The sequence below is a fragment of the Bradyrhizobium sp. Bra78 genome, from assembly GCF_024519855.1.
Taxonomy (GTDB): domain Bacteria; phylum Pseudomonadota; class Alphaproteobacteria; order Rhizobiales; family Xanthobacteraceae; genus Bradyrhizobium; species Bradyrhizobium japonicum_G.
The window spans coordinates 11,825-34,253 of sequence record NZ_JALJRE010000007.1; the positions used below are offsets into that span (position 1 = coordinate 11,825).

Genomic DNA, 22,429 nt, shown 5'->3' on the forward strand with positions numbered 1-22,429 from the left:
GCGCGATCAGCGCAACACGTTCAGGAGGTCCTGCACCATCGAATTCGCGGTCGTGATCACCTTGGTGTTGGCCGAATAGGCCTGCTGGGTCACGATCAGCTTGGTGAATTCGTCGGCGATGTCGGTGTTCGAGCCTTCCAGCGACGAGCCGCTGATGGTGCCCGAAGCGCCGTCGATCGCCGGTCCAGACTGTTCGGTCGCGGCATAGGCGCCGCCGTCGAGCGCCTTGAGGTAATTCGTGCCGTTGAAGTGCGACAACGAGACCTGTGCGAGGTCGAGGTTCTGACCGTTGGAGAAGGTGCCGACCACGAGGCCGTTGTTGTTGACTGCGACCGAGCGGAGCTGGCCCGCGGCGTAGCCGTTCTGGGTGATGGTGTTGATCGTCACCGCGCCGCTGGTGCTGGCATATTGCGTCAGCCCGCCCGAGGAGATGTTGAAGGCGACCGAGCCGAGCGACTGGCCGCTGACGCTGACGTTGTTGATGGTGATGCCCGAGCCGCTCGGCGAGGTCAGCGAGCCATCGGCGGCAAAGGTGAAGGCCTGGCCGGTATTGACCCAGCCGACCGTCGTGCCGGTCGCGTTCGGGTCGGTCTGGTAGAACAGGTTCCAGGTATCGGAATGCCCCGCCCCCAGCGACGCGCTGTCGGTCTTGGCCCAGCGCAGCTGCAGGTTCACCGGCGTGCCGGCGGCATTGTAGGCGGTCACCGCGCCTCCGCTGATCGATTCCTTGGTGAAGGTCGAGATGTCGTTGCCGACCACACCGCCGGTACCGGCGGTGCCGCCGCCGTCGCGGTTCTTGGTGATGGTGGAGGTGAAGCCGAGCGCGGCGAAGGCCGCACTGTTGGAGCTGGACACCGACAGGTTGGAGACGGTGCCGGTGTTCAGCGTGATCACGCCGCCGCTGCTGACCGACGATCCCGACGCGCCGGAGAGCGCGTCGATCTTGCCGAGCAGGGTCGTGATGTTGTCGGTGATGTTGATCTGGTTCGCGCCCGAGGCGCCCGAGGCCATGAAGGTCAGCGTCTGGCCGTCGACCGTGATGGTGTCGCCGGCTGCAAAGCCCGACGAAAGCACCTCGGCGCCGCCGGCGCTTGCACTGCCGCTCAGCACCGTAGAGCCGGTGATCGCGGGCGAGGACAGCACGTTGCCGCCGCGCGTCACGCTGCTGATGCCGAGGGCCGTGGCTGCCGTGCCGCTGTTGACCGCCACATCGACGCCGGTACCCGTCGAGATCTGGATGTTGCCGCTGGCGGAGAGCGAGGCCGTGACGCCGGCGCCGCCGGCGGTCTGGATCGCATTCAGGATGCTGGCCACCGTGGCCGTCGTGCCCGCGCCGAGACCGATCGTGGTGTTGCTGCCAACCGTCGTGACGGTGGTGCTGTTGTCGAACGTGACCGTGTTGCCGTTGATCGTCAGGGTCTGGCCGCTCAGCGCGGTGAGAATGCTGGAGGCGAGATGCGTACCCACGGTGTTGTCGAGGGACGTGGTGGTCGAAGCCACCGCGGACGAATTGTTCTGAAGCGCAACCGTGCCCGTCCCCGTCGTCGACGAATAGGCCGTGCGGATGTTGCCGGTGGCGGCTGCGCCGGACACCGTCGCGTTGGTGTAGGGCGCGGGCGGTGTGCCCACCGGCAGCGGGTTGGCCGAGAAGTCGGACGGATTGAGGCCGCCTTCTGCCAGCAGCGTGCCGGTCGACGCGGTCGTGCTCGCCGCCGTGTTCGGCTGGGTCGGCAGGTTCGCCGCGTACTGGATCGAGGTGGTCGCCTGCGCCGGGATGAAGTTATTCTGGAATTTCAGGACCGTCGCCACGTTACCTTGCGGGTTGCCGGTCTTCGGGTCGACCGTGACGCCCATCAGATAGTAGCCGGCGCCGTTGACCAGATTGCCGTTGGCATTGAGCTGGAAGTCGCCGCGCCGCGTGTAGTAGGTGACGCCGCTGAACACCGGCACGTTGTCCACGATGCCAGTCGCCTTCTGGATCGAGAAGAAGCCGTCACCGGTGATCGCCATGTTGGTGGCGACGGTGGAGCCCGAGATCGTGCCCTGCGTGGTGATGGTGGCCTTCGCGTTGGCGGTCACGCCGCCGGCGACCTGCTTGCTCGGCACCGAGGAGTCGGGAATGAGATCGACGAAGCTGGTCCCGATGCCCTTGTAACCGGTGGTGGACGAGTTCGCGATGTTGCCGGAAATGTTCTGAAGCGCGTAGGACTGCGCCTGCAGGCCACCCACCGAGGTGTTCATTGCATCGAAGATACCCATAACTTTGTCTCCAGATCCGATCTCGGCGGCCGGTCGACCATGGCCGCAGTCGGGAGAGACTGTCGCAAGGGCTATGCCAATGCGGGTATCATCGAAAAATCAATGACTTGGATAGGAAGGCCCCGGTCCGATGACCGGGGCACAATTGCCGGGCCGGCAACAATTGCCGGGATCAAACCTCACCCAAACTTCACCCAGGCCTCACGTCGCCGACGCCGCCGCCGGGTGGAAGACCAGCCCGAAACCGTCGATGCAGTAGCGCAATCCGGTCGGCTTCGGACCGTCGTCGAAGACGTGGCCGAGATGGCCGCCGCAGCGCCGGCAATGCACCTCGGTGCGGAGCATGCCAAAGGTGCGGTCCTCGGTCTTGCCGACATTGCCCTCGATCGGCTGGTAGAAGCTCGGCCAGCCGGTGCCGCTCTCGAATTTGGTATCGGACGCAAACAGCGGCAGGTCGCAGCCGGCGCAGGCAAAGATGCCCTTGCGGTGTTCCTTGAGCAGCGGGCTGGAGCCCGGCCGCTCGGTGCCTTCCTTGCGCAGGATTTCATATTGCTGCGGCGTGAGCTGGGCACGCCACTCGGCGTCGGTCTTCTCGATCTCGAATTTCTGGGCGGCCTTCTCGCCAGCCTCGGCAGGCGTCCCTCTCAGCCAGCGGAAGGCCGAAAGGCCGAACAGGCCGGCGACAGTCGTTAGCAGGATGCGGCGGTCAAACATCTCATTCTCCGTGCGCGAGGAGTCCACGCCCTGAGATACGGGCTCTAACGGCCGACGTTACACTTCCGGGCGGAGTTTTTCTCACCTTATCGCGAGACGCCGTCATCCTGGGACACGGGTTCCACGGCTTCGGCCGCAGGCTTCGGCGGTTGGGCCAGCCGCGGCCGAACCCCGGGCGGCGGACGGCGCGGACCGGTCCCGGCGGCCCGGTTGGCTTCGGCCAGCCGCGCCTCGCGTTCCCTGTCCTTGACCCGCCCGCGTTCACGATAGCGGGCAAGCGAGCCTGCGGCGGCGGAACTCGCCCTGCCCCAGACCCCGACCAATTGGCCCGCCACACGTCCCGTGGCGCCGCCTGCCCAGACCAGCTCGAACGGCGAGAACAGCCGCCATCGCTCGTCGCCCCACAGGATGCTGCGCGCGATCATCTGCCCGGCCATGGCCGAGGTGTTCATGCCCTGGCGGCCGAAGCCGCTCGCGACCCACAGGCCTTTGCGCAACTGGCCGATCTGCGGCATGCCGTGCACGGTCTGGCCGGTGACGCCGCCGAACGTTTCGGTGATCTCGACATTGCCGAGCTCGGGGAAAACGGACCGGACCCGTCGCCTGATCGCGCCCGCAAAGCGTTGCGGTCGGGCCGCCCAGGTGGTCTCGGGGCTCTCCCACATCAGCCTGTCGCCATCGACGACGCGGAAATGGTCCACGCCATCGGAATCCATCACCGATCCCTTGAAGGCGATGATCTCGTGCACGCGCTCGCCGAGCGGCGCGGTGATGCCGGCATAGCGCCAGACCGGCAGCAGCGTTTCCGACAAGCGCCTCAAAGGCGCGCCGAGATGGATGTTGCCGGCGAGCACGATGTGGGTCGCGCGCAGTCGCGCCGAGGGCGTGACGATGCGCTTGCGGATGCCGGAATGATCGATGCTGACGACCGGCGTGTCCTCGAAGATGCGGGCGCCTGCGCGCCGCGCCAGCGCCGCGAGGCCGTGTACATATTTGCGGCCGTCGACCTGGAACGCCTTGGGATAATGCACGCCGTGGAAGTAATGATCGGTCTTGAGCACCGCGCGGACGCGATCGACCTGCCAGCCCTCGACCTCGGTGTCGAAATCCTCGTTCAACATCTGCAAGCGGCTGATCAGCCGGTCGCCGGCATCGACGTTGGAGACCTCCAGCACGCCGCTGCTCGGGCCGATTCCCGGCATGTTCTCCTCCGTGGCGTTGGCCCGGACGAACTCGGCGCCCTCCTTCGACAACGTCCACAATTCGCGCGCGTCCTCGAAGCCGATACGCTCGACCAGATCGGTGAGTGGCAGCGCGAAGCCCGGCATCACGGTGCCGAACTGGTTGCCGGAGGCGTTCCAGCCCACATGGCGGCCCTCGAGCACCGCGACGCTGGCCCCTGACCGGGCCGCCTCCAGCGCGATGGAGAGCCCGGCAAGCCCTGCTCCGATCACGCAGATGTCGGCATCGAGATCGAACGACAGCCGCGCGCGGTCGCGAAAGCCGGCTTCTTCCTGGGACACGCTTGTGAAAGTCTCGCTCATGTCGTTTTCTTAGAGCATGATCCGGAAAAATGTGCAGCGGTTTTCCAAATAGATGATGCTCAAACAATATTGGACCGATCGGGCGCTTGTCACCTTGTCCGCAACCCGCGTCCCTAGTTTATTCTGGACGTGTAACGATTCGAGAATGCCATGCGCCGTTTGATGCTGCTGCGTCACGCCAAGACCGAGACGGACGCGCCGAGCGGCCGTGACCAGGACCGCCGCCTGGATGAACGCGGCCACAAGGATGCCGCGCAGATCGGCGACTGGATTGCCGCCCATCCCCCCTTTCCCGAAGCCGTGCTGGTATCGCATGCCGTCCGGGCCCGGCAGACCTGGGACATTGCCTGGGAGACGATGAAAGACCGCGTCGCCGCGCCGCAGGTCGAGGTCCTGCCGGAACTCTACGGCGCCGATCCCGCGCAGATCCTGGAATCCATTCGCACTGCAACCGCTCCAGCCGACCCGAAGCAATTGCTGCTGGTTGCCCACAATCCCGGCATGCACGAGGCCGCGCTGATGCTGACGGGCGGCGGCGATCCGGCCAGCGCCAAGGCGCTCGCCGACAATCTGCCCACGGCGGGGCTTGCGATCTTCGACTTTGACGTCAAGGATTGGGGTGACGTGGCCTACCGCCGCGGCAAACTGGTGCAGTTCGTCAGCCCAAAGCTGCTTCGATAGTTCAAAGCTGCTTCGATGGTCCAAGGTTGCTTCGATAGGCCAAGGCTGCTTCGATAGTCGAAGGCTGCTTCGATCGGGTTGAGACGCGCGGGCGCCGTCTCGACCGGTCGGTCCAGCCCGATCAAGAGCTGCTGAAGATTTGGAGGCGCAGATGTTCAAGTCCATCCTCGTGCCCATCGACCTCGCCGACACGGACCTGGCAAAGCCGGCGATTGCGACCGCGGCAACGCTGTCGCAGACCTGGAGCGGCTCCGTCCGCCTGCTCAACGTGCTGCCGATGACGCCGGTCATGCTGGCCGAATACGTTCCGGCCGATTTCGACGAACAGCAGCGCCAGACCTCGGAAGAAGCGCTTGCCATCGTCGCGCGCGAATCCGGCATCGAGGCTTCTCGCATCTCCAGCGTCGTGCGCCAGGGCGGCATCTACCACGAGATCCTCGAGGAAGCGGTGCACATGAAGGCCGATTTGATCGTGATGACCTCGCACCGGCCGGCGATGCGCACCTATTTCCTCGGGTCGAATGCGGGTCACGTCGTGCGCTACGCCAAGTGTTCGGTGCTGGTGGTCAGGCATTAGCTCGGAGCAATGTCGTGAAGCAACGGTGGCGGAGATGGACTTACGAGGTCCCGCTCGCGATTGGCGATGCGCTGTGGGATGTGCTGGTCGTACAACTGGCCGCGCTGTTGGACAGACTGACGGTGCGGAAGGTCATCGCCTTCATCCCCGTCGTGATCCTCGTACTGGCCTACTACCACAGCATCCCGATCCCGCCGGAGCTGATGCTGGTCGGCGACTTCCTCGCCTATATCGACATCTTCTCGGCGCTGTTCCTGCTCGGCGTGTTGAGCCGCGTCACGACGATCCTGTTCGTGGTCAGGCAGGCTGCCGCGCGTATCGCCCTGCTCGCGGGCAGCGTCGTCGCGCATGTGCGGCGGCTCGACGTCCGGCATCGGCGCCAACGCAGCGTACCGACGAGGCCGCGCCGCAAGCCTGATCAATCCGGGGACGATCGAGCTTATGGCGGCGTCTGGGATCAGGTCGCGGTCGCCTGATCCCAACTATAAGCCCTTGCGTTGCCCGTCGGGCAAAACACACAACCTACCGGTCAACGCCCGCCATCAAAAATATTCGCCTTTACAGAATTTCGGAATAGGCGGATAGTGCGCGCACTCCGGCCCAACGAAGAGGGGCGTATCGCGATCGTCACGAACGCGGGCCGGACGGCGGTGGACGTGGGTCACGTCGGCGCGGAGGGTTTTGCAGGGCGGGCAACCGTGAGCGAAGCCACCGCGCACACGATCGGTGTGATCGGCGTACGGCAAAATCGTGTGGTCCTGGCGCCCGCAGGCTGGCGTCAAGCGTTGCGGTGATGTGGGGGCCCGACCGGGCGCGCGCATCGTCAGCCGCAAGGCGACGGGGGCAATAGTGCATCGCTCCCCGGGGAGAGTACGACATAAGCCGTCAAACCACTGCGCAGGGAAGGCCGGATGTCTGGCTACACCTGTATGCCGCTGTGCAAATTCTTGTTGCCACCTTCCGCACAGTGGACCGTGGGTGCCCGGCCGGCACCCGGTCTTCCCTGCGCCCTCTTTCACTTGAGGGTGTCGAGATGAAGCAAAGCTCGGGCGACATGCGCCGCGAGAGGGCGAAGGTGCGTCCGCAAACGAGAATGCAAATTGAAAGAGCGGGGCCGACGCCCCGTGCTCCGTCATTGCGAGCGCAGCGAGGCAATCCAGAGACTTTCCGCGGTGGCAGGCTGGATTGCTTCGCTGCGCTCGCAATGACGGAGCAGAAGCAGCTACGCACCAAGCCTCGGTCTCGTGCCCCGGACGCTGCGCAGCAACGCTTTGCGTTGAAGCGCGTCCGGGACAAGAGAAGATGCGCTTACAGATACCGCGTCAGCTCGGCCTTGAACTGCCCGTACACCGCATCCTCGATCTGGCTGCGATTGATCCCGATGTCGCGCAGGGCGCGGTCGTCGAGCTCGTTCAGCGTCTTGACCGCTGTGCGGTGCTCCAGACGATCGAACAGGGCATAGGCGGCGTTGACGAGCGTGCTGAAAAATCCGCCCGTCGAGGACGGGCGTAAACTCCGCCCGGCAGTTTGGGAAATCGTGGTCATGTTTCTTCTCCGGCCTGTGGTCCACGCGGCGAAGCGGATGCCGTTGGCGCAGACGCCTGAGCGTTTGCACCTCATTTGCCGTCGGATTGCTCTCGCTATCCTCGGCTCAATCGCGGGCCTTGATGGAACTTAAATGCTCCAGTACACTGCTCGGAGCAAGTGAAACATTGCTCTCGGTGCAATAATGTCCAAGTTCGAGTACGTGAAGCTTGCCGATGCCATTGCCTCGGATATCTCTAACGGCACGTTAAGGCCCGGCGACCGGCTGCCGCCGCAGCGCAATTTTGCCTATGACCGTGGCATTGCGGTCTCGACCGCGAGCCGGGTTTATACGGAGTTGCTCCGCCGCGGGCTCGTCGTCGGCGAGGTCGGCCGCGGCACCTTCATCTCCGGCGACATCAGGCGCGAGGTCGAGGCGCTGAGCGAGCCGCGCGACGCGCGGATCGACTTCGAGGTCAATTACCCGCTGCTGCCGCAGCAATGGGCAATGATCGCCAAGAGCCTTGCCGGGCTGGAGCGCGTCGACGCGCTCGAATCCGCGCTGCGCGTCTCGACCAGCACCGGCACCAAGAGCGCGCGCAATGCCGCCGCCGCCTATCTCGCGCGCAAGGATTTCGCGCCGCAGGCCGAGCAGATCGTCTTCACCGCCAACGGCAAGCAATCGCTCGCGGCCGCACTCGCCGCCCTCGTTCCCACCGGCGGCCGCTGCGGCGTCGAGGCGCTGACCTACCCTTACGTCAAGAGCATCGCGGCGCGGCTCGGCATCACGCTGGTCCCGATTCCGATGGACGAGTTTGGCGCGCGGCCCGATGCAATTCAGAAAGCGCATCGCGAAGCGCACCTGTCGGCGCTGTATCTCCAGCCCATCATCCAGAACCCGCTCGGCGTCACCATGAACGCGACGCGGCGCGCCGACATCATGCGCGTCGCCGAGAAGCTCGACCTCACCATCATCGAGGACAGCGTCTACGGCTTTCTCGCCGACGACACCCCGCTGGCCGCGCTCGGGCCGGAGCGCTGCATCGTGATCGACAGCCTGTCCAAGAAGGTCGCACCGGGCCTTGCACTCGGTATCCTGGTGGCGCCGCCGCATCTGCGCGAAAGCGTGATGGGCGCGGTCAGGACCGGCGGCTGGATCGCCTCGGGCCACGCGCTCGCATCCGGGCAGCGGCTGATGGCCGACGGCACCGTCGCCGAGCTGACACGGCTGAAGCGGATCGACGCCTCGCGCCGGCAGCAGACCGCGGCAAGGCTGCTCGCCGGCTACCAGATCTCGGCCGATCCGCGCTCCTATCATCTCTGGCTGACGCTGCCGTCACACTGGCGCTCACAGACCTTCGTCGCCGCGGCGGCCCGGCGCGGCATCGCGCTGACACCGTCCTCCACCTTCGCGATAGCTCATGGCCATGCACCGAATGCGGTGCGCCTCGCGCTCGCCCCGCCCACGTTCGAGCAGCTCGATGCCGGCCTGCGCACGCTCGTGTCGCTGCTCGGCACAAAGGAAGAGGATTTCGACTCGACGGAGTAGCTCTCAGGTCTTCGGCCATTCAGCGATGAAGCCTTGCGCCCTGTACGGCTCGATCTTGTCCCATTCATGCAGCATGCGGCGGCAAAATTCGGCATCGGTATGCCAGAGCGCGCGGGGCGTCGCGAAGCTGTCGACGGTGAGCAGCATCTTCTCGACCTCGGGCCAGTGCCGATGCAACGTCATCGGGTAGCGCCGCGCGGTCCAGGTGTTGCCGAGACAGATCACGCTGCGAATGTTCTGCAGTCCGAGCGCCGCATCGATGACCGGCAGCGAGAAAATCACGTTCTCCCCGGTGTTCATGGCGCGATGCTCCTCGAGGACAAGTTCCGCCGGAATACCCGCCACAATCATCGCCGCCTTGATGATCGTGCACTCGGATTGCTCCGAGCCCGGCGTCACGCCGCCGCTGACAATCGACCAACGAAAATAGCCCTGGCGCCAGAGCCGCGCCGCGGTGTCGGCGCGCAGTGCGACATCCTCCCGGGTCCCGAACATGAACAACAGATCGGCCGGCGCGAGCGGCGTGTCGATCAGGTGCGTGCGGTTGATCTCGGCGATCTCATCGGCCGTAGGCCGGCGCGCGCTGCGATCCAGGGTGGACATGGCTGCACGATCCGACACCGGCGGCGGCGCGCGAAGTCACGTTTGATTGCGGACGATTGCAGCTAGGGCAGCAGGGCCTTCGGCACGCGATCGAAGCTGTAGCTCTGCGGCCGGTTGCACCGCACGAAGCCGCCGACCTGCCAGGCGAACAGCGCGGCAAATCCGATGATGAACAGCGCACCGGCGAGCTCGCCGATCATGAGCGCGCGGATCAGGAGTCCCGTCATCGCCACCGTCAGCACCGCCAGGAAGGCCAGCACCGCGGCATAGGTCTGGCGGCCCAGACCGGCGGTCAGCACAGCGCGGCTGCCCGCTTTCGCCATCCGCGCATGAAGCTCGATGATGAAATCGCGAAAACCATTGTTCTGCGGCGCCATCAGCGCCGCGGTCTGCCAGCTCGTCGACAGGATCGCGATACGGCCGCCCTTGGTGTGGCTGACATCGGCGCGAAAGCGGTGCTGCTGCATCGAGACGGGTCGGAACGACAGCCGGATTGCACTGATCTCGTCATAACGCCACAGGCCGGAACGGCCGGGGATGTGCCAGGAAAGCCCCTCGTCCGTCAGTTCGAAGCGATGCGCCGAGCCGATCAGCGACGCCTTGTAGGCATAGCTCGCGACCGGCGCCGCGTCGGCTCCCGCGCCCTGCATCTTCACAATCAATCCAATCCGCGATCAGCTTGCATCATCGCCCTCCCCCATCCTACAAGCGGGGCATGGCTGAGACGATCTTTTTCCCGCGCCGGCTGATTCTCGGCGCCGCCGTGATCTCCGGCGTGCTGCTCGCGCTTGCGGTGCACATGCTGGGCGCGCGCTACGGGCTCGACCTCGGGGGCCTCTGGCACTCCGACACGCATGAGTTCATCCCGGCGGGCGCGGCGATCGCGTGGTGGCTGATCGCCTCGGTCGGCTTCTCCGGCGGCTATTTCACCGCGACATTGATGCAGAGCGCCGCCGACGGCCAAATCCCGCAACGGATGCGGCAGTTCCTGATCGCGGTCGGCGTGCTCCTGCTGGCGGGCGCGGGCCAGGTTGCCTCGGCGCCCAGCCCGATCCCGACGGTCTCGGGCGTGCTGGCCGGGCTTGCGGCGCTATGCCTCGGCGCCGTGATGGCGTTCTGCGGCGCGCATTTCGCGCTGCGCCGCGGCTGACCTCAGGCGGTCGCGCGCAGCCGCGGCCGGTTCAGCATGATCGCGACATCGGAAGCCGGCCGCGGCTTGCTGAACAGATAACCCTGCGCCTGGGTGCAGCCCTCGCGCCTGAGCAGCTCGAGCTGCGCGTCGTTCTCGACGCCTTCCGCCGTGGTGACGATTCCGAGGCTGCGGCCGAGACCGGTCACGGCGCGGATGATCGCCATGGAATCCTCCCGTGTCGCCAGCTCCGACACGAAGGAGCGGTCGATCTTGATCTTGTCGAACGGGAAGCTGCGCAGATAGCTCAGCGACGAATAGCCGGTGCCGAAATCGTCGAGCGAGATGCGCACGCCCATGGCACGCAGCTCGTGCAGGGTGGTCAGCGTCGTCTCGCTGTTCTGAAGCAGCACGGATTCGGTGATCTCGAGCTCGAGACGGCGCGCATCGAGTCCCGAAGCGGCCAGCGCTTCGGTCACGGATGCGATCAGGTTCGGATTCTTGAACTGCACCGGCGACAGGTTGACGGCGACGTCGACATCGTCGGGCCAGGTGGCCGCGTCGGCGCAGGCGCCGCGCAGCACGAACTCGCCGAGCTGAACGATCAGTCCGGTCTCCTCGGCCAGCGGAATGAAGCTGATCGGCGCGATCAGGCCGCGCTGCGGATGGTTCCAGCGCAGCAGCGCCTCGAAGGCGACGACGCGACCGCTGGCGACGTCGCGGATCGGCTGATAGTACGCCTCGAATTCGTCGCGTTGCAGCGCCGCGCGCAGATCCATCTCCAGCAGGCGCCGCGCCTGCGCGCGCGCATCCATGCCGGTCTCGAAGAACCGATAGGTGCCGCGGCCGTCCGCCTTGGCCCGATACAGCGCGAGGTCGGCGTTCTTCAACAGCTCGTCCGGATTGTTGCCGTCCTGCGGCGCCAGCGAGATGCCGATCGAGACGCCGATGACGATCTGATGGTCGTCGATCTCGTAAGGCGCCGAGACCACCTCGACGAGGCGGCCGGCAAGGGATCTTGCCGCGGTTTCCTCCGACCGTCCGATCTGGACCACGGCGAACTCGTCGCCGCCGAGCCGCGCGACGGTGTCGCTCTCGCCGACGGTGGCCTTCAGCCTGCGGCCGACCTCCTTCAGCAGCGCATCGCCGATGGGATGGCCGAGCGAGTCGTTGATGTCCTTGAAATGATCGAGATCGAGACAAAGCACCGCGAGCTGGTCGCCCGACCTGGTCCGGAGCAATCCCTGCTCGAGCTGCTCGTGGAACAGCACGCGGTTCGGCAGACTTGTCAGCGCGTCATGGCGGGCCATGTGCGAGATCTTGGCCTGCGCCTCCAGCCATTCGGTGATATCCTCGAAGGTCGCGACCCAGCCTCCACCCTGCATCGGCTGGTTGACGACCCGGATGGACCGACCCAGCCTGCTGACGACATCGGTCGTGGTACGGCTCTCGCGCGCGTCGGCGACGAGGCGGGCGAAGAATTCGCCCGCATCGCCCTGCCACTGGCCCCTGGCCTGCTCCTCCCGCAGCACATCGACCAGCAGGCGGCCGGCGAGCGGGATGTCGGTGCGGCCGAGCATCGCGGCATAGCGTTCGTTGAACAGGATGATCTTGCCGTCCGCGTCGAACATGCACAGTCCCTGCGACATGTTCTCGAGCGCCGTGTCCAGCACGATCTGCTGGCGGCCCAGCTCGCCCTTGGCGCGGCGGTCGAGCAGCGCGGCCACGAGCGCAATCGCGATGATCGCAACAGCGGCACCTGCGGTGAGGAAGGACAGCGAGGCCGGCGAGACGGACAGCCCGCTGATCGCGATCGTCGGGTCCGGCGTCAGCAGCACCGCGCCCATCGCGGTGAAATGATGCGCGACGATGGCGACCGTCAGCAGGGCGGTCGCGGCCAGCGCATGGAAGCGGTTGTCGCGCCGCGCTGCGACGAACAGCGCGAGCGCTGCAAACACAACTCCGAACAGCACGGAGGCGGCAACCGTGCTTCCGATCCAGTCCACGCGCGCCGGCATCTCCAGCGCGGCCATGCCGGTGTAGTGCATCGTCGCGACGCCTGTGCCGACGATTGCGCCGCCGAGCACGATCCACGGCGCGCGTGAGGATGATACCGCGATGCTCAGCCCCACGAAGGTCACGGAGATCGCGAAGACCAGGGAAAGGATCGTCACCGGGATGTTGTAAGCGCCGGCGCCACCCGGCCCGTAGGCGAGCATCGCGATGAAATGCGTCGCCCAGATGCCGCATCCGCTGACGGCGGCGTCCAGGGCGATCCAGGCCAGGCGACCGGGGCCGTTCGACGCCCGAGCCCGGTGAAACAGGCTGATCGCCGCCGCGCTTGCGAGCAGACACACAGCGCCGCCAAGCGCCACAAGCCGCCAGTCGTGCTCTTCGGCGAGACAGTAGAATACTTGGTACATTGCAGGCCCCTATCGACCCGCACTTGAACCGACAGAGGTGGATAGTCGGTAACTGGCTACGTGCCCCCTTCGGGGATGGTGAACGGAAGGTGTGTCCATTCGCTCGGATTGTTCATCCGCGCGCCGGTGCACCGAGGCCGATCACGGCGGCGGCGAGCAGCAGCACCGCCGCCGACAGAATCAGCGACAGATGCATGCCGGTCACGAACGCCCCCTCCGAGGCCACCAGCGAGCCGAACAGCGCGACGCCGAGGACGCTGCCGGATTGCCGCGTCGCGTTCAGGACGCCCGCCGCGATACCGGAGCGCGCCTTCTCGACGCTGCCCAACAAGGTCGAGGTCAGCGGCGGCACCAGCAGCCCAAGTCCGCCGCTGATCGCAATCATCTGGGCAAGGATCGCCCAATAGCTCGTCCCGGCCTCGATCCAGAGCAGGCCGAGGCAGCCAAGCGCCGAGACGCAGGCGCCGACGACGATGGTCGGGCACGGGCCGATATGCTCGGCGAGGCGCGGCGCCAGCAGATTGAACGGCAGCACCGCCCCCATCATCGGCACGAAGGCGAGACCGGTCCACCACGCCGACAGCCCGTTGATCCTCTGGAAGTACAGGCTGAGCACGAAGATCAGGCCATAGATCGCAATGTTGACGAGCAACCCGACGAGCGAAGTCAGCGCGAACAGCCGGTGGCCGAACAGCGACAGCGGCAGCATCGGCTGTACCGCGCGGCTCTCGCGCCAGACGAAAAGCGCGCCGAGAATGGCGGCTCCGACGAAGGCCGCGATCACGGCTGGATGTTCCCAGCCGAGCGAACCGCCTTCGATGATCGCGCCGGCCAGCGCCCCCAACGCACCGATCGCGGCAAGCTGCCCGGGCAGATCGATCTCGCGCGAGCGCGCCTGCGTGGTTTCGCTGGCGCAACGCCAGCTCAGCCACAGGCCGGCAAGCCCGATCGGCAGATTGACCAGGAAGATCGCGCGCCAGCCGACCAGCGTGATCAGCGCGCCGCCGACGAACGGGCCCGCGGTGAGGGCAAGGCTCGCTCCGGCGGCCCAGACCGCCACGGCACGGCCGCGCTCGCGGTCGTCCGGATAGGCATGACTGAGCAGCGCGAGAGAATTCGGCACCAGGATCGCCGCCGCCAGGCCCTGGACCAGCCGCGCTGCGATCAGCACGGCCGCATTGGGCGCCAGTGCGCAGGCGAGCGAGGCCGCGGTGAAGATGGCGAAGCCCGCCATGAAGATGCGCTTGGCGCCGATCCGGTCGCCGAGCGCGCCGGCCGTCAGAATGAACGCGGCAAATGCAATGGTGTAGGCGCTGACCACCCATTGCAGCTCGGCGACGCCGCCGCCGAGCGTCCTGCCCATCGCACCGAGCGCGGTGTTGACGATGGTGACGTCGAGCTGCACCACGCCATAGCCGAGGCTCATCGCGGCGAGCGTGAGGGAGGTTGCAAGACGCGAGCCGGCACGCGGCGCGCCGGCTCCGTCGTCGAAGGATTCATTTTTGATGGTGCTTGCTCGCATGCTGCCAACTCGGTTGCAGCCCCATGCGAAACATACGCTTCCATCCCGCCGTCATGTTTCGACAATGACCGAATGATGGATGCGTCACATGCAAGCGCCGCGCGGATGGCCGCGCGGCGCTTTTTTTGATTACCTCACCTTAGCTGGCCGCGCGGAGATTCACCTTGCTCTCGGCGAGCGTGGTCAGCTTCTTGTCGGTCGCCTTCTCTTCCTCCAGCGTCTTGGCGAGCACGCTGGCGCAGTCATTGCGGCCAAGCTGCTTGGCCCAGGCGATCAGGCTGCCATAGCGGGCGATCTCGTAATGCTCGGCGGCCTGCGCTGCGTTGATCAGGGCGGCGTCGAGCACCGCTTTGTCCGCGACCTCGCCGGCGGTCTCGTCGGCCTCCTCGATGATGCCGTCGATCGCCGGGCAGTCGACCGCCTTCACCTGAGCACCGTGCATCTTGAACACTTCCTCCAGCCGCTTGACGTGCTGCTTGGTTTCTTCGAGGTGCGTCAAAAAGCCCTGTTTCAGCTGCGGATCGGTGGCCTTGTCGGCCATTTTCGGCAGGGCCTTGGCGAGCTGCTGCTCGGCATAATAGATGTCCTGAAGCTGGTGCACGAACAGGTCGTTCATGGTCTTGATGTCTTTCGTGAACAGTCCCATCGGTCCGATCCTCTCGAGGTTTCGGGAACACGGACGCAGCGGCCTGCAAGAAAAGCCGCGTATTCCGCCATGTTCGATTGCTGATGGTGGCCTAACGGGCACCCGGCATCGGCGTTCCAAAAAAGCCCGCATCGCTTGAGCTGGAACAATGCCGACCGCGCCAGGATTTGAAACCATGCCGAGACACGGACGCGAGAGCCGAACCGGTCCCACGACTCATATGCTTAACGCCCGCCCGATGTGAACCGCGTATGACAAAAGTGGCCGGTCCGGCGCAGAACCTATCATTGTCAAGGGCTGCACAAGTTACTGTTTTTGCCTTAAATGAGCTACATCATGCCTAGCGATCGAAGCCCATTTCGGGCAGTGATCGCACCCGACCGGCCAATCTCTGGCCCGGTCGGTTTTGCCCCCCGCCGGGAGGACGAATGCACGGACTGCTGCCCGCGCTGAAACGCGGCTTCAAGAGATGGATCGGCTGGCGACGGCTCGGCATTGCCGCGAGCGTCTTCATCATCGCCTTCGCGATCACCACGCTGGTGCGGACCCTCAAGGGCATCGATACCGGTGTCATCCTGACCGCGTTGACCGAGATTCCCCGCGGCAATATCGGGCTGGCGGCGATCTGCGTCTTTTTCGCGTTCTGTACGCTGACCTTCTACGATTTTTTTGCACTGCGAACGATCAGCAAGAAGCACGTGCCCTATCGCATCGCGGCGCTCTCCAGCTTCACGTCCTATTCGATCGGCCACAACATCGGCGCCACGGTGTTCACGGGTGGCGCGATCCGCTTCCGGATCTATTCCGATTACGGGCTGAACGCGATCGACGTCGCGAAAATCTGCTTCCTGTCGGGGCTGACCTTCTGGCTCGGTAACATCTTCGTGCTCTCGATCGGCATGGCGATCCATCCCGACGCCGCGTCCTACATGGATCAGCTGCCGTCATCGATCAATCGGCTGATCGCGCTCGGCGGCCTCGCCTCGATCGCCGCATATCTGGTCTGGCTCTGCATGGGCGAGAAGCGGCGCGAGCTCGGCCAAAAGGGCTGGAAGGTGGTGCTGCCCTCGGCGCCGCTGACGCTGGTGCAGATCCTCATCGGCGTGGTCGATCTCGGCTTCTGCGCGCTGGCGATGTATCTGCTGGTGCCGGCCAGTCCGCAGATCGATTTTCTGTCGCTTGCCGTGGTGTTTATCCTGGCGACCCTGCTCGGCTTCGCCAGCCATGCCCCCGGCTCGATCGGCGTGTTCGACGCCGCCATGCTGGTGGCGCTGCCGGAATTCGGCCGCGAGCAGCTGCTGGCGACGCTGCTGGTGTTCCGCATTCTCTATTTCGTGATCCCGTTCGGCCTCGCCATCTCCATCATGGGCGCGCGCGAGCTCTGGATGAACGTGGTGGAGCCCTGGCAGGAGCGGCGGCGGCTGGCGGAGGCCTGCGCACAGGCCAACCTGCCCAAGCAGGTGACGCCCATGGAGCGCGAGCGGCTGCTGCGGCAGGCCAACAAGCGCTGACGCGGACGGTCCAGACAAAGGTTGCAGGCGGGGGAGCAATGCTCTCTTATTTCCGCCTCAACTTTGCCGTTGAAGACGCGGGCCATGATCCGAGCATCCCTTCGCACTCTCTCCGCAGGCGCCCTGCTGCTTGCCGGGATCCTGACCGCCTTGCCGCCCGAGCGCGCCGCCGCGCAGGACTCCGGCGCCCTGCAGATCAATTGGGAGGTGCGCAACCGCTTCCGGCTGTTCCGCGAGGAGCGTGATTTCCTGCTCCATGTCGAGAATGCGGGCAACCGCAGCATTCTCGCCGCCGAACAATCGCTGGAACTCCAGAGCGAGGGTCGCGGCTGGGCCCGCAACATGGTCAACCGCCTCTGCATCGACCTCCAGGGCCGGGTCAACCAGCCCTGCACCCGGGACAACGTGAAGGAAAACTACCTCACCCCGGTCGATCACCCCGTCACCGTGCGTCTCACCGGCGCGGTGCCGGTCGGCGCTACCTGCGCCTGGTCGTTCGACGACGGCGACGGGCCGCAGACCTCGACTTTCGACTGCGCCGAGCCGGTCAATCTGCGGGTCCGCTATGGCAAGCAGACGGTCGCGAGCGTGGACGTCTCCTCCGGCTCCGATCCGACCCAGCGTGTCCAGGCCGAGATCCAGGTTCGCGACATCTTCGTGGCCGGCTTGGGGGACAGCATCGCCTCGGGCGAAGGCAATCCGGACCGGCCGCTGGCGCTGTCCGACGAAGGCTTCTGCTTCCGCTCCTATCTCGGCACCGCCGCCGGCGGCCAGTACTACCGACCGAGCCGCGCCGGCTACAAAGGCGGCCGCGCCTGCGAGGCGCCGGATTCGCTCGCCAACTGGCAGCGCTACGGCGCGCTCTGGTTCAACTCACCCTGCCACCGCTCGCTCTACAGCTACCAGGCCCGCACCGCGCTGGCGCTCGCTGTGCGCTACACCCACGTCGCGGTGACCTTTTTGCCGCTCGCTTGCACCGGCGCCAGCATTGGCGACGGACTGCTCGGCTCGCAGCGCGCCCGCGAATGTCCGCCCGGCAAGACCGGCGTCTGCAACACCAGCGTGAACGCGCAGGTTGCCGAGTTGCGTGAAGCGCTCACCGCCGCCAGGAAGCGCCAGCCCGACCGCACGCTCGACCTCGTGCTGCTCTCGGTCGGCGCCAACGACGTCTATTTCTCCGGCCTCGTCGCCGACGTCATCGTCGACACCGCGACCGAGCGCGCCCTGTTCCGCCGCTCCGGCGTGATGGCGAACGTCGATGATTCCCGCGATGCGCTGGCGCGCGAGCTGCCGCAGAATTTCGTCAAGTTGCGCGAGGCGCTTAAGCCGCTGGTCGGCGGCGACCTCTCGCACGTGGTCTATGTCTCCTACGCCAACCCGGCGCTCGCCGATGGCGGCGTGCCCTGCCGCGGCGGCCGCGCCGGCTTCGACATCCACCCGTCCTTCAACGCCGACCCGCAGCGCCTCGCCCGCGTCTCGACCTTCGTCGACACGGAATTCCTGCCGCAACTGAAGGGCCTTGCCACCTGCACCCGCGGTGCGCTGTGCCGCGATCCGGAAGCCGACCGCATGACCTTCGTCGACGCGCACCAGGCCGCGTTCGCCGATCACGGCTTCTGCGCGCATTCGGGCAACGATCCGGAGTTCGACCGCACCTGCTTTGCCGAGAACGGCCAGAGCTTCAATCCCGATATCGTGAGCGCGGCGAGCCAGCCGATGCTGTGCGGCCGCAGCGCCTCCGAATTCCGCGCCTATCTGCCGCGCGCGCGCTGGATCCGCGACGCCAATGACAGCTACTTCGCGGCCATGACCTATCCGCAAGGCCTGCCGGCCGCGAGCCAGCCGACCGACATCCACGACGCGACCTGGGGCGTGCTCTCCGCCATCTATGGCGGCGCCGTGCATCCGAGCGCCGAAGGTCACGCCGCGATGGCGGACGCGGCGCTGCCGGCCGCGAGCGCAGTGCTCGGGCTCGATGCCGTGCCGCCCGGCGTGACGCGCGGACTGCTGCCGCAACTGCTTCCGGGCGCGCAGCAGTAAATAGCAAGAGCGAACTCTCTCCGCGCCGTCATCGCGAGCGCAGCGAAAGCAATGACGAGTTGGTGGCTCGAGCACTCGATCCCGGTCACGATTTCCACGCATCGTTTCCTCGACCTGCCGTTCCATCAATCCAAAAACGGCATCAATCGATACCCCCTTGAACTTGGACACTTTGCCGCGCGCGCCTCTAGGAGTCGCAGTGAGGAAACATTTCGAGTTCTAAGGAGGCGCGTGATGAGCGCAGTGGTGTCCGCAACGGACGTGAGGAGGTCTCGCGTCAGGTTGTTCATCGTGACCATGTTGTTCCTGGTCACGACCGTCAATTACGCCGACCGCGCCACGCTCTCGATCGCGGGCCCCGCGCTCTCCAAGGAGCTCCATCTCGATCCCGTCGCCATGGGCTACATCTTCTCGGCCTTCGGCTGGTCCTATGTGATCGCGCAGGTGCCGGGCGGCTGGCTGCTCGACCGCTACGGCTCGCGCCTCGTCTATGCCTTCAGCATCATCGTCTGGTCGATCTTCACGATGATGCAGGGCTGGGTCGGCTTCTTCAGCGCCGGCACCGCGATCACCGTGCTGTTCGGCCTGCGCTTCCTGGTCGGCATCGCCGAGGCTCCGTCCTTCCCCGCCAACGCCCGCATCGTCGCGGCCTGGTTTCCCGGTAACGAGCGCGGCACCGCATCGGCTTTCTTCAATTCGGGGCAGTATTTCGCCACCGTGATCTTCGCGCCGCTGATGGGCTGGATCGCGCACGACTACGGCTGGCGCTACGTGTTCTTCGTGATGGGCGCGCTCGGAATCCTCATGGGTCTCGCCTGGATCAAGACCATCTATGGCCCGAAGGAGCATCCCGGGATCAACGAGGCCGAGTTCGACTACATCAAGGACGGCGGCGCGCTGGTCGATCTCGACGCGCCGAAGGACGATCTGAAGCACGAGCGTGCGCCGGACTCCGGCCCCCGCTGGGACCACATCCGCCAATTGCTCTCCAACCGCATGATGCTCGGCGTCTATCTCGGCCAGTACTGCATCAACACGCTGACCTATTTCTTCCTGACCTGGTTCCCGGTCTATCTCGTCAAGGAGCGCGGCCTGTCGATCCTGCAGGCCGGATTCGTCGCGACGCTGCCGGCGCTGTGCGGCTTCATCGGCGGCGTGCTCGGCGGCGTCATCTCCGACGCCATCCTGCGCAAGACGGGTTCGCTGACGCTGGCGCGGAAAATCCCCATCGTCGGCGGCATGCTGCTGTCGATGTCGATCATCGCCTGCAACTATGTGGACGGGCAGGCGCTGGTGGTCGGCTTCATGGCGCTCGCCTTCTTCGGCAAGGGCATCGGCGCGCTCGGCTGGGCCGTCGTCTCCGACACCTCGCCGAAGGAAGCCGGCGGCGTCTCGGGCGGCCTGTTCAACACCTTCGGCAACCTCTCCTCGATCAGCACCCCGATCGTGATCGGCTACATCCTGGCCGCGACCGGCTCGTTCAACGGCGCGCTGGTCTTCGTCGGCGCCAACGCGCTGGTGGCCGCATTCGCCTATCTCGTGATCGTCGGCAAGATCGAGCGGGTGGTGCTCAAACGTTCCTCCTGAGGGCTCCTGCGGGAGCTTGACCAGGCAACTCAACGGCGGCGTCACAGCCGCCGTCTTTGTTTTGGGGGTAATCGATGCTAGAAGTGCCGGGGAAACGCCTTATTCATCTAAGGCATGTATCGATGTTCGACCTCAACCAGCTCCGCTGTTTCGTCACGGTGGCGGAGGAATTGCATTTCGGCCGTGCCGCCGCGCGGCTGAACATGACCCAGCCGCCGCTATCCCGGCAGATCCAGGTGCTCGAGCACATCATCGATGCGCCGCTGCTGGAGCGTACCAGCCGCTCGGTGCGGCTGACGCCTGCCGGGCGCAGCTTCCTGCCCGAGGCGCGGCGCATCCTGAAGCTCGCCGAAAGTGCCTCGCAGGTCGCCCGTCGCATCGCGCTCGGCAAGACCGGCTCGGTGAAGATCGGCTTCACCGCCGCCGCCGCCTACGGCTTCCTCCCGGAACTCGTCGCAGCCTGCCGCGCCAAGCTGCCCGAAGTCGACTTCTCGCTAAAGGAGATGGTGTCGGGCGACCAGTTCGAGGCGTTGAGCTCCGGCCAGATCGATGCGGGTTTGCTCAGGCCGCCGATCGCGCGCCCGGAAATCGCCAGCCGCCGCGTCGTCGCCGAGCCCCTGCTCGCCGCGATCCCGAAGAAGCATCCGCTGGCGAACGCCGAAACCGTCACCATCAAGGATTTCGACGGCCAGCCCTTCGTGATGTATTCGCCCTATGAGAGTCGCTATTTCCACGATCTGCTGGTGGCGCTGTTCACTCGCGCCGACGTGCTGCCGCGCTATGTGCAGCACCTCAGCCAGATCCACTCGATCCTCGCCATGGTCCGCGCCGGCCTCGGCCTTGCTATCGTGCCGGCGGCCGCGGCAAGCCTGAAGATCTCCGACGTGCGGCTGCGGCCGCTCAAGCTGCGCACGCGCGTGCCTGTCGAGCTGTTCATGGTCTGGCGCCGCGACGACGAGAATCCGCTGCTGTCGGCGCTCGTCAAAATCGCAGGTGAATTGTCCTCCGCGGAGACGATGGAAGATTGATGCTGATTTCGCATCGGTCGATATAGGCTTTGGCTTGGACGCGCATAGAACGGTTGCCTAAACAACGGCGCATGGACGCGCAGGCCTTGGTTGCGTCCTCCACAACACGCAATAAGGGAGCAGCGCCCATGAGCAAGATGACCCCGCAGGAGATGGCCCATAAGATCGGATCCGGCCTCCTGTCCTTCCCCGTCACGCCGTTCAAGGCGGATTACTCCTTCGACGAAACGACCTACCGCGCCAACATGGACTGGCTCTGCGGCTATGACGTCGCCGGCCTGTTCGCGGCCGGCGGCACCGGCGAGTTCTTCTCGCTGACGCCGACCGAAGTTCCGCAGGTCGTCAAGATCGCCGTGGAAGAGACCAAGGGCCGCGTGCCCGTGCTCGCCGGAACCGGCTACGGCACCGCGATCGCCCGCGAGATCGCGATCGGGGCCGAGAAGGCCGGTGCCGACGGCCTGTTGCTGCTGCCGCCCTATCTCACCCATGCCGAGCAGGACGGCCTTGCCGCCCATGTCGAGGCGGTCTGCGCCTCGGTGAAGATCGGCGTCATCGTCTACAACCGCGACAACGCCATCCTCCAGCCCGACACGCTGGCGCGTCTCGCAGAGCGCTGCCCGAACCTCGTCGGCTACAAGGACGGTATCGGCGACATCGAATTGATGACCCGCGTCCACACCAAGCTCGGCGACCGCCTGACCTATATCGGCGGCCTGCCGACCGCGGAGACATTCGCGCTGCCCTATCTCGACATGGGCGTGACGACCTACTCCTCGGCCGTGTTCAACTTCGTTCCGGAATTCGCCACCAATTTCTACGACGCCGTGCGCAAGCGCGATCACGCGACGATCCATGCCGGGCTGAAGGATTTCATCCTGCCGCTGATCGCGATCCGCAATCGCAAGAAGGGCTATGCGGTCTCGATCATCAAGGCCGGCATGAAGGTGATCGGCCGCGATTCCGGCCCGGTCCGCCCGCCCCTCACCGATCTCACCGAGCAGGAGATCGCGGAAGTGACGGCGCTGGTCAAGGATCTGCCCGCCATCCGATCGTCACAACAGGCTGCAGAATAACAAACGACAACAGGGAGGA

General features: G+C 65.7%; 19 protein-coding genes. 10 read left to right on the plus strand and 9 right to left on the minus strand.

Features of this window, described 5'->3' with window-relative positions:
• Positions 1-6 precede the first annotated feature (6 nt).
• The 3 genes from OC450_RS17070 to OC450_RS17080 form a co-directional block, all read right to left on the minus strand.
• A complete protein-coding gene (locus OC450_RS17070; RefSeq protein ID WP_211385359.1) occupies positions 7-2,259 on the minus strand; it encodes a flagellar hook-basal body complex protein in 2,253 nt (750 codons plus the stop codon).
• 201 nt (positions 2,260-2,460) lie between these two features.
• On the minus strand, positions 2,461-2,973 hold the full coding sequence (gene msrB / locus OC450_RS17075) for a peptide-methionine (R)-S-oxide reductase MsrB (RefSeq protein ID WP_211385360.1): 513 nt from the start codon (positions 2,971-2,973) through the stop codon (positions 2,461-2,463).
• An 86-nt stretch (positions 2,974-3,059) separates the two neighbouring features.
• A complete protein-coding gene (locus tag OC450_RS17080; protein WP_262048319.1) occupies positions 3,060-4,517 on the minus strand; it encodes an NAD(P)/FAD-dependent oxidoreductase in 1,458 nt (485 codons plus the stop codon).
• A 150-nt stretch (positions 4,518-4,667) separates the two neighbouring features.
• Here OC450_RS17080 and OC450_RS17085 point away from each other — a divergent pair, with 150 nt between their 5' ends.
• The 3 genes from OC450_RS17085 (at position 4,668) to OC450_RS17095 (ending at position 6,251) form a co-directional block, all read left to right on the plus strand.
• On the plus strand, positions 4,668-5,198 hold the full coding sequence (locus OC450_RS17085; protein WP_211385362.1) for a SixA phosphatase family protein: 531 nt from the start codon (positions 4,668-4,670) through the stop codon (positions 5,196-5,198).
• A 151-nt stretch (positions 5,199-5,349) separates the two neighbouring features.
• Complete coding sequence (locus OC450_RS17090) at positions 5,350-5,775, plus strand: universal stress protein (protein WP_211385363.1); 426 nt, start codon at positions 5,350-5,352, stop codon at positions 5,773-5,775.
• Positions 5,776-5,789: 14 nt separating this feature from the next.
• The gene (locus tag OC450_RS17095) at positions 5,790-6,251 is read left to right on the plus strand and encodes a hypothetical protein (protein ID WP_262048320.1); all 462 of its coding nucleotides are present in this window, start codon (positions 5,790-5,792) and stop codon (positions 6,249-6,251) included.
• 832 nt (positions 6,252-7,083) lie between these two features.
• Here OC450_RS17095 and OC450_RS17100 read toward each other — a convergent pair.
• Positions 7,084-7,320 (minus strand): DUF1127 domain-containing protein, encoded by a 237-nt coding sequence (locus OC450_RS17100; RefSeq protein WP_262048321.1) that lies wholly within the window; start codon positions 7,318-7,320, stop codon positions 7,084-7,086.
• Between the two features lie 184 nt (positions 7,321-7,504).
• Here OC450_RS17100 and OC450_RS17105 point away from each other — a divergent pair, with 184 nt between their 5' ends.
• On the plus strand, positions 7,505-8,848 hold the full coding sequence (locus OC450_RS17105) for a PLP-dependent aminotransferase family protein (protein WP_211385089.1): 1,344 nt from the start codon (positions 7,505-7,507) through the stop codon (positions 8,846-8,848).
• 3 nt (positions 8,849-8,851) lie between these two features.
• On the opposite strand, the gene OC450_RS17110 is transcribed toward OC450_RS17105, so the two are convergent.
• Positions 8,852-9,451 (minus strand): YdcF family protein, encoded by a 600-nt coding sequence (locus OC450_RS17110; protein WP_262048322.1) that lies wholly within the window; start codon positions 9,449-9,451, stop codon positions 8,852-8,854.
• A gap of 62 nt (positions 9,452-9,513) precedes the next feature.
• Positions 9,514-10,101, minus strand: a complete 588-nt coding sequence (locus tag OC450_RS17115; protein WP_256808516.1) for a hypothetical protein — start codon at positions 10,099-10,101, stop codon at positions 9,514-9,516.
• 65 nt (positions 10,102-10,166) lie between these two features.
• On the opposite strand from OC450_RS17115, the gene OC450_RS17120 reads away from it, so the two are divergent.
• A complete protein-coding gene (locus OC450_RS17120) occupies positions 10,167-10,601 on the plus strand; it encodes a hypothetical protein (RefSeq protein WP_211385086.1) in 435 nt (144 codons plus the stop codon).
• 2 nt (positions 10,602-10,603) lie between these two features.
• Here the strand turns inward: OC450_RS17120 and OC450_RS17125 are convergent, their stop codons facing one another.
• From OC450_RS17125 to OC450_RS17135, 3 genes are all read right to left on the minus strand, one after another.
• Positions 10,604-13,003, minus strand: coding sequence for an EAL domain-containing protein (locus OC450_RS17125; RefSeq protein ID WP_211385085.1), 2,400 nt, complete (start codon positions 13,001-13,003; stop codon positions 10,604-10,606).
• A 112-nt stretch (positions 13,004-13,115) separates the two neighbouring features.
• Complete coding sequence (locus OC450_RS17130; RefSeq protein ID WP_262048323.1) at positions 13,116-14,525, minus strand: MFS transporter; 1,410 nt, start codon at positions 14,523-14,525, stop codon at positions 13,116-13,118.
• A 139-nt stretch (positions 14,526-14,664) separates the two neighbouring features.
• On the minus strand, positions 14,665-15,171 hold the full coding sequence (locus OC450_RS17135) for a ferritin-like domain-containing protein (RefSeq protein ID WP_211385083.1): 507 nt from the start codon (positions 15,169-15,171) through the stop codon (positions 14,665-14,667).
• Positions 15,172-15,599: 428 nt separating this feature from the next.
• On the opposite strand from OC450_RS17135, the gene OC450_RS17140 reads away from it, so the two are divergent.
• The 5 genes from OC450_RS17140 to kdgD all read left to right on the plus strand — a co-directional run bounded on the left by OC450_RS17140 (position 15,600) and on the right by kdgD (position 22,410).
• Positions 15,600-16,682 (plus strand): YbhN family protein, encoded by a 1,083-nt coding sequence (locus OC450_RS17140; protein ID WP_256808510.1) that lies wholly within the window; start codon positions 15,600-15,602, stop codon positions 16,680-16,682.
• Between the two features lie 84 nt (positions 16,683-16,766).
• Positions 16,767-18,722, plus strand: a complete 1,956-nt coding sequence (locus tag OC450_RS17145; protein ID WP_211385081.1) for a hypothetical protein — start codon at positions 16,767-16,769, stop codon at positions 18,720-18,722.
• Between the two features lie 234 nt (positions 18,723-18,956).
• Complete coding sequence (locus OC450_RS17150; protein WP_211385080.1) at positions 18,957-20,309, plus strand: MFS transporter; 1,353 nt, start codon at positions 18,957-18,959, stop codon at positions 20,307-20,309.
• Between the two features lie 122 nt (positions 20,310-20,431).
• On the plus strand, positions 20,432-21,337 hold the full coding sequence (locus OC450_RS17155) for a LysR substrate-binding domain-containing protein (protein WP_211385079.1): 906 nt from the start codon (positions 20,432-20,434) through the stop codon (positions 21,335-21,337).
• Between the two features lie 128 nt (positions 21,338-21,465).
• Positions 21,466-22,410: a 5-dehydro-4-deoxyglucarate dehydratase gene (gene kdgD / locus OC450_RS17160; RefSeq protein WP_211385078.1), complete on the plus strand. Its 945-nt coding sequence runs from the start codon at positions 21,466-21,468 to the stop codon at positions 22,408-22,410.
• Positions 22,411-22,429: the final 19 nt, after the last annotated feature.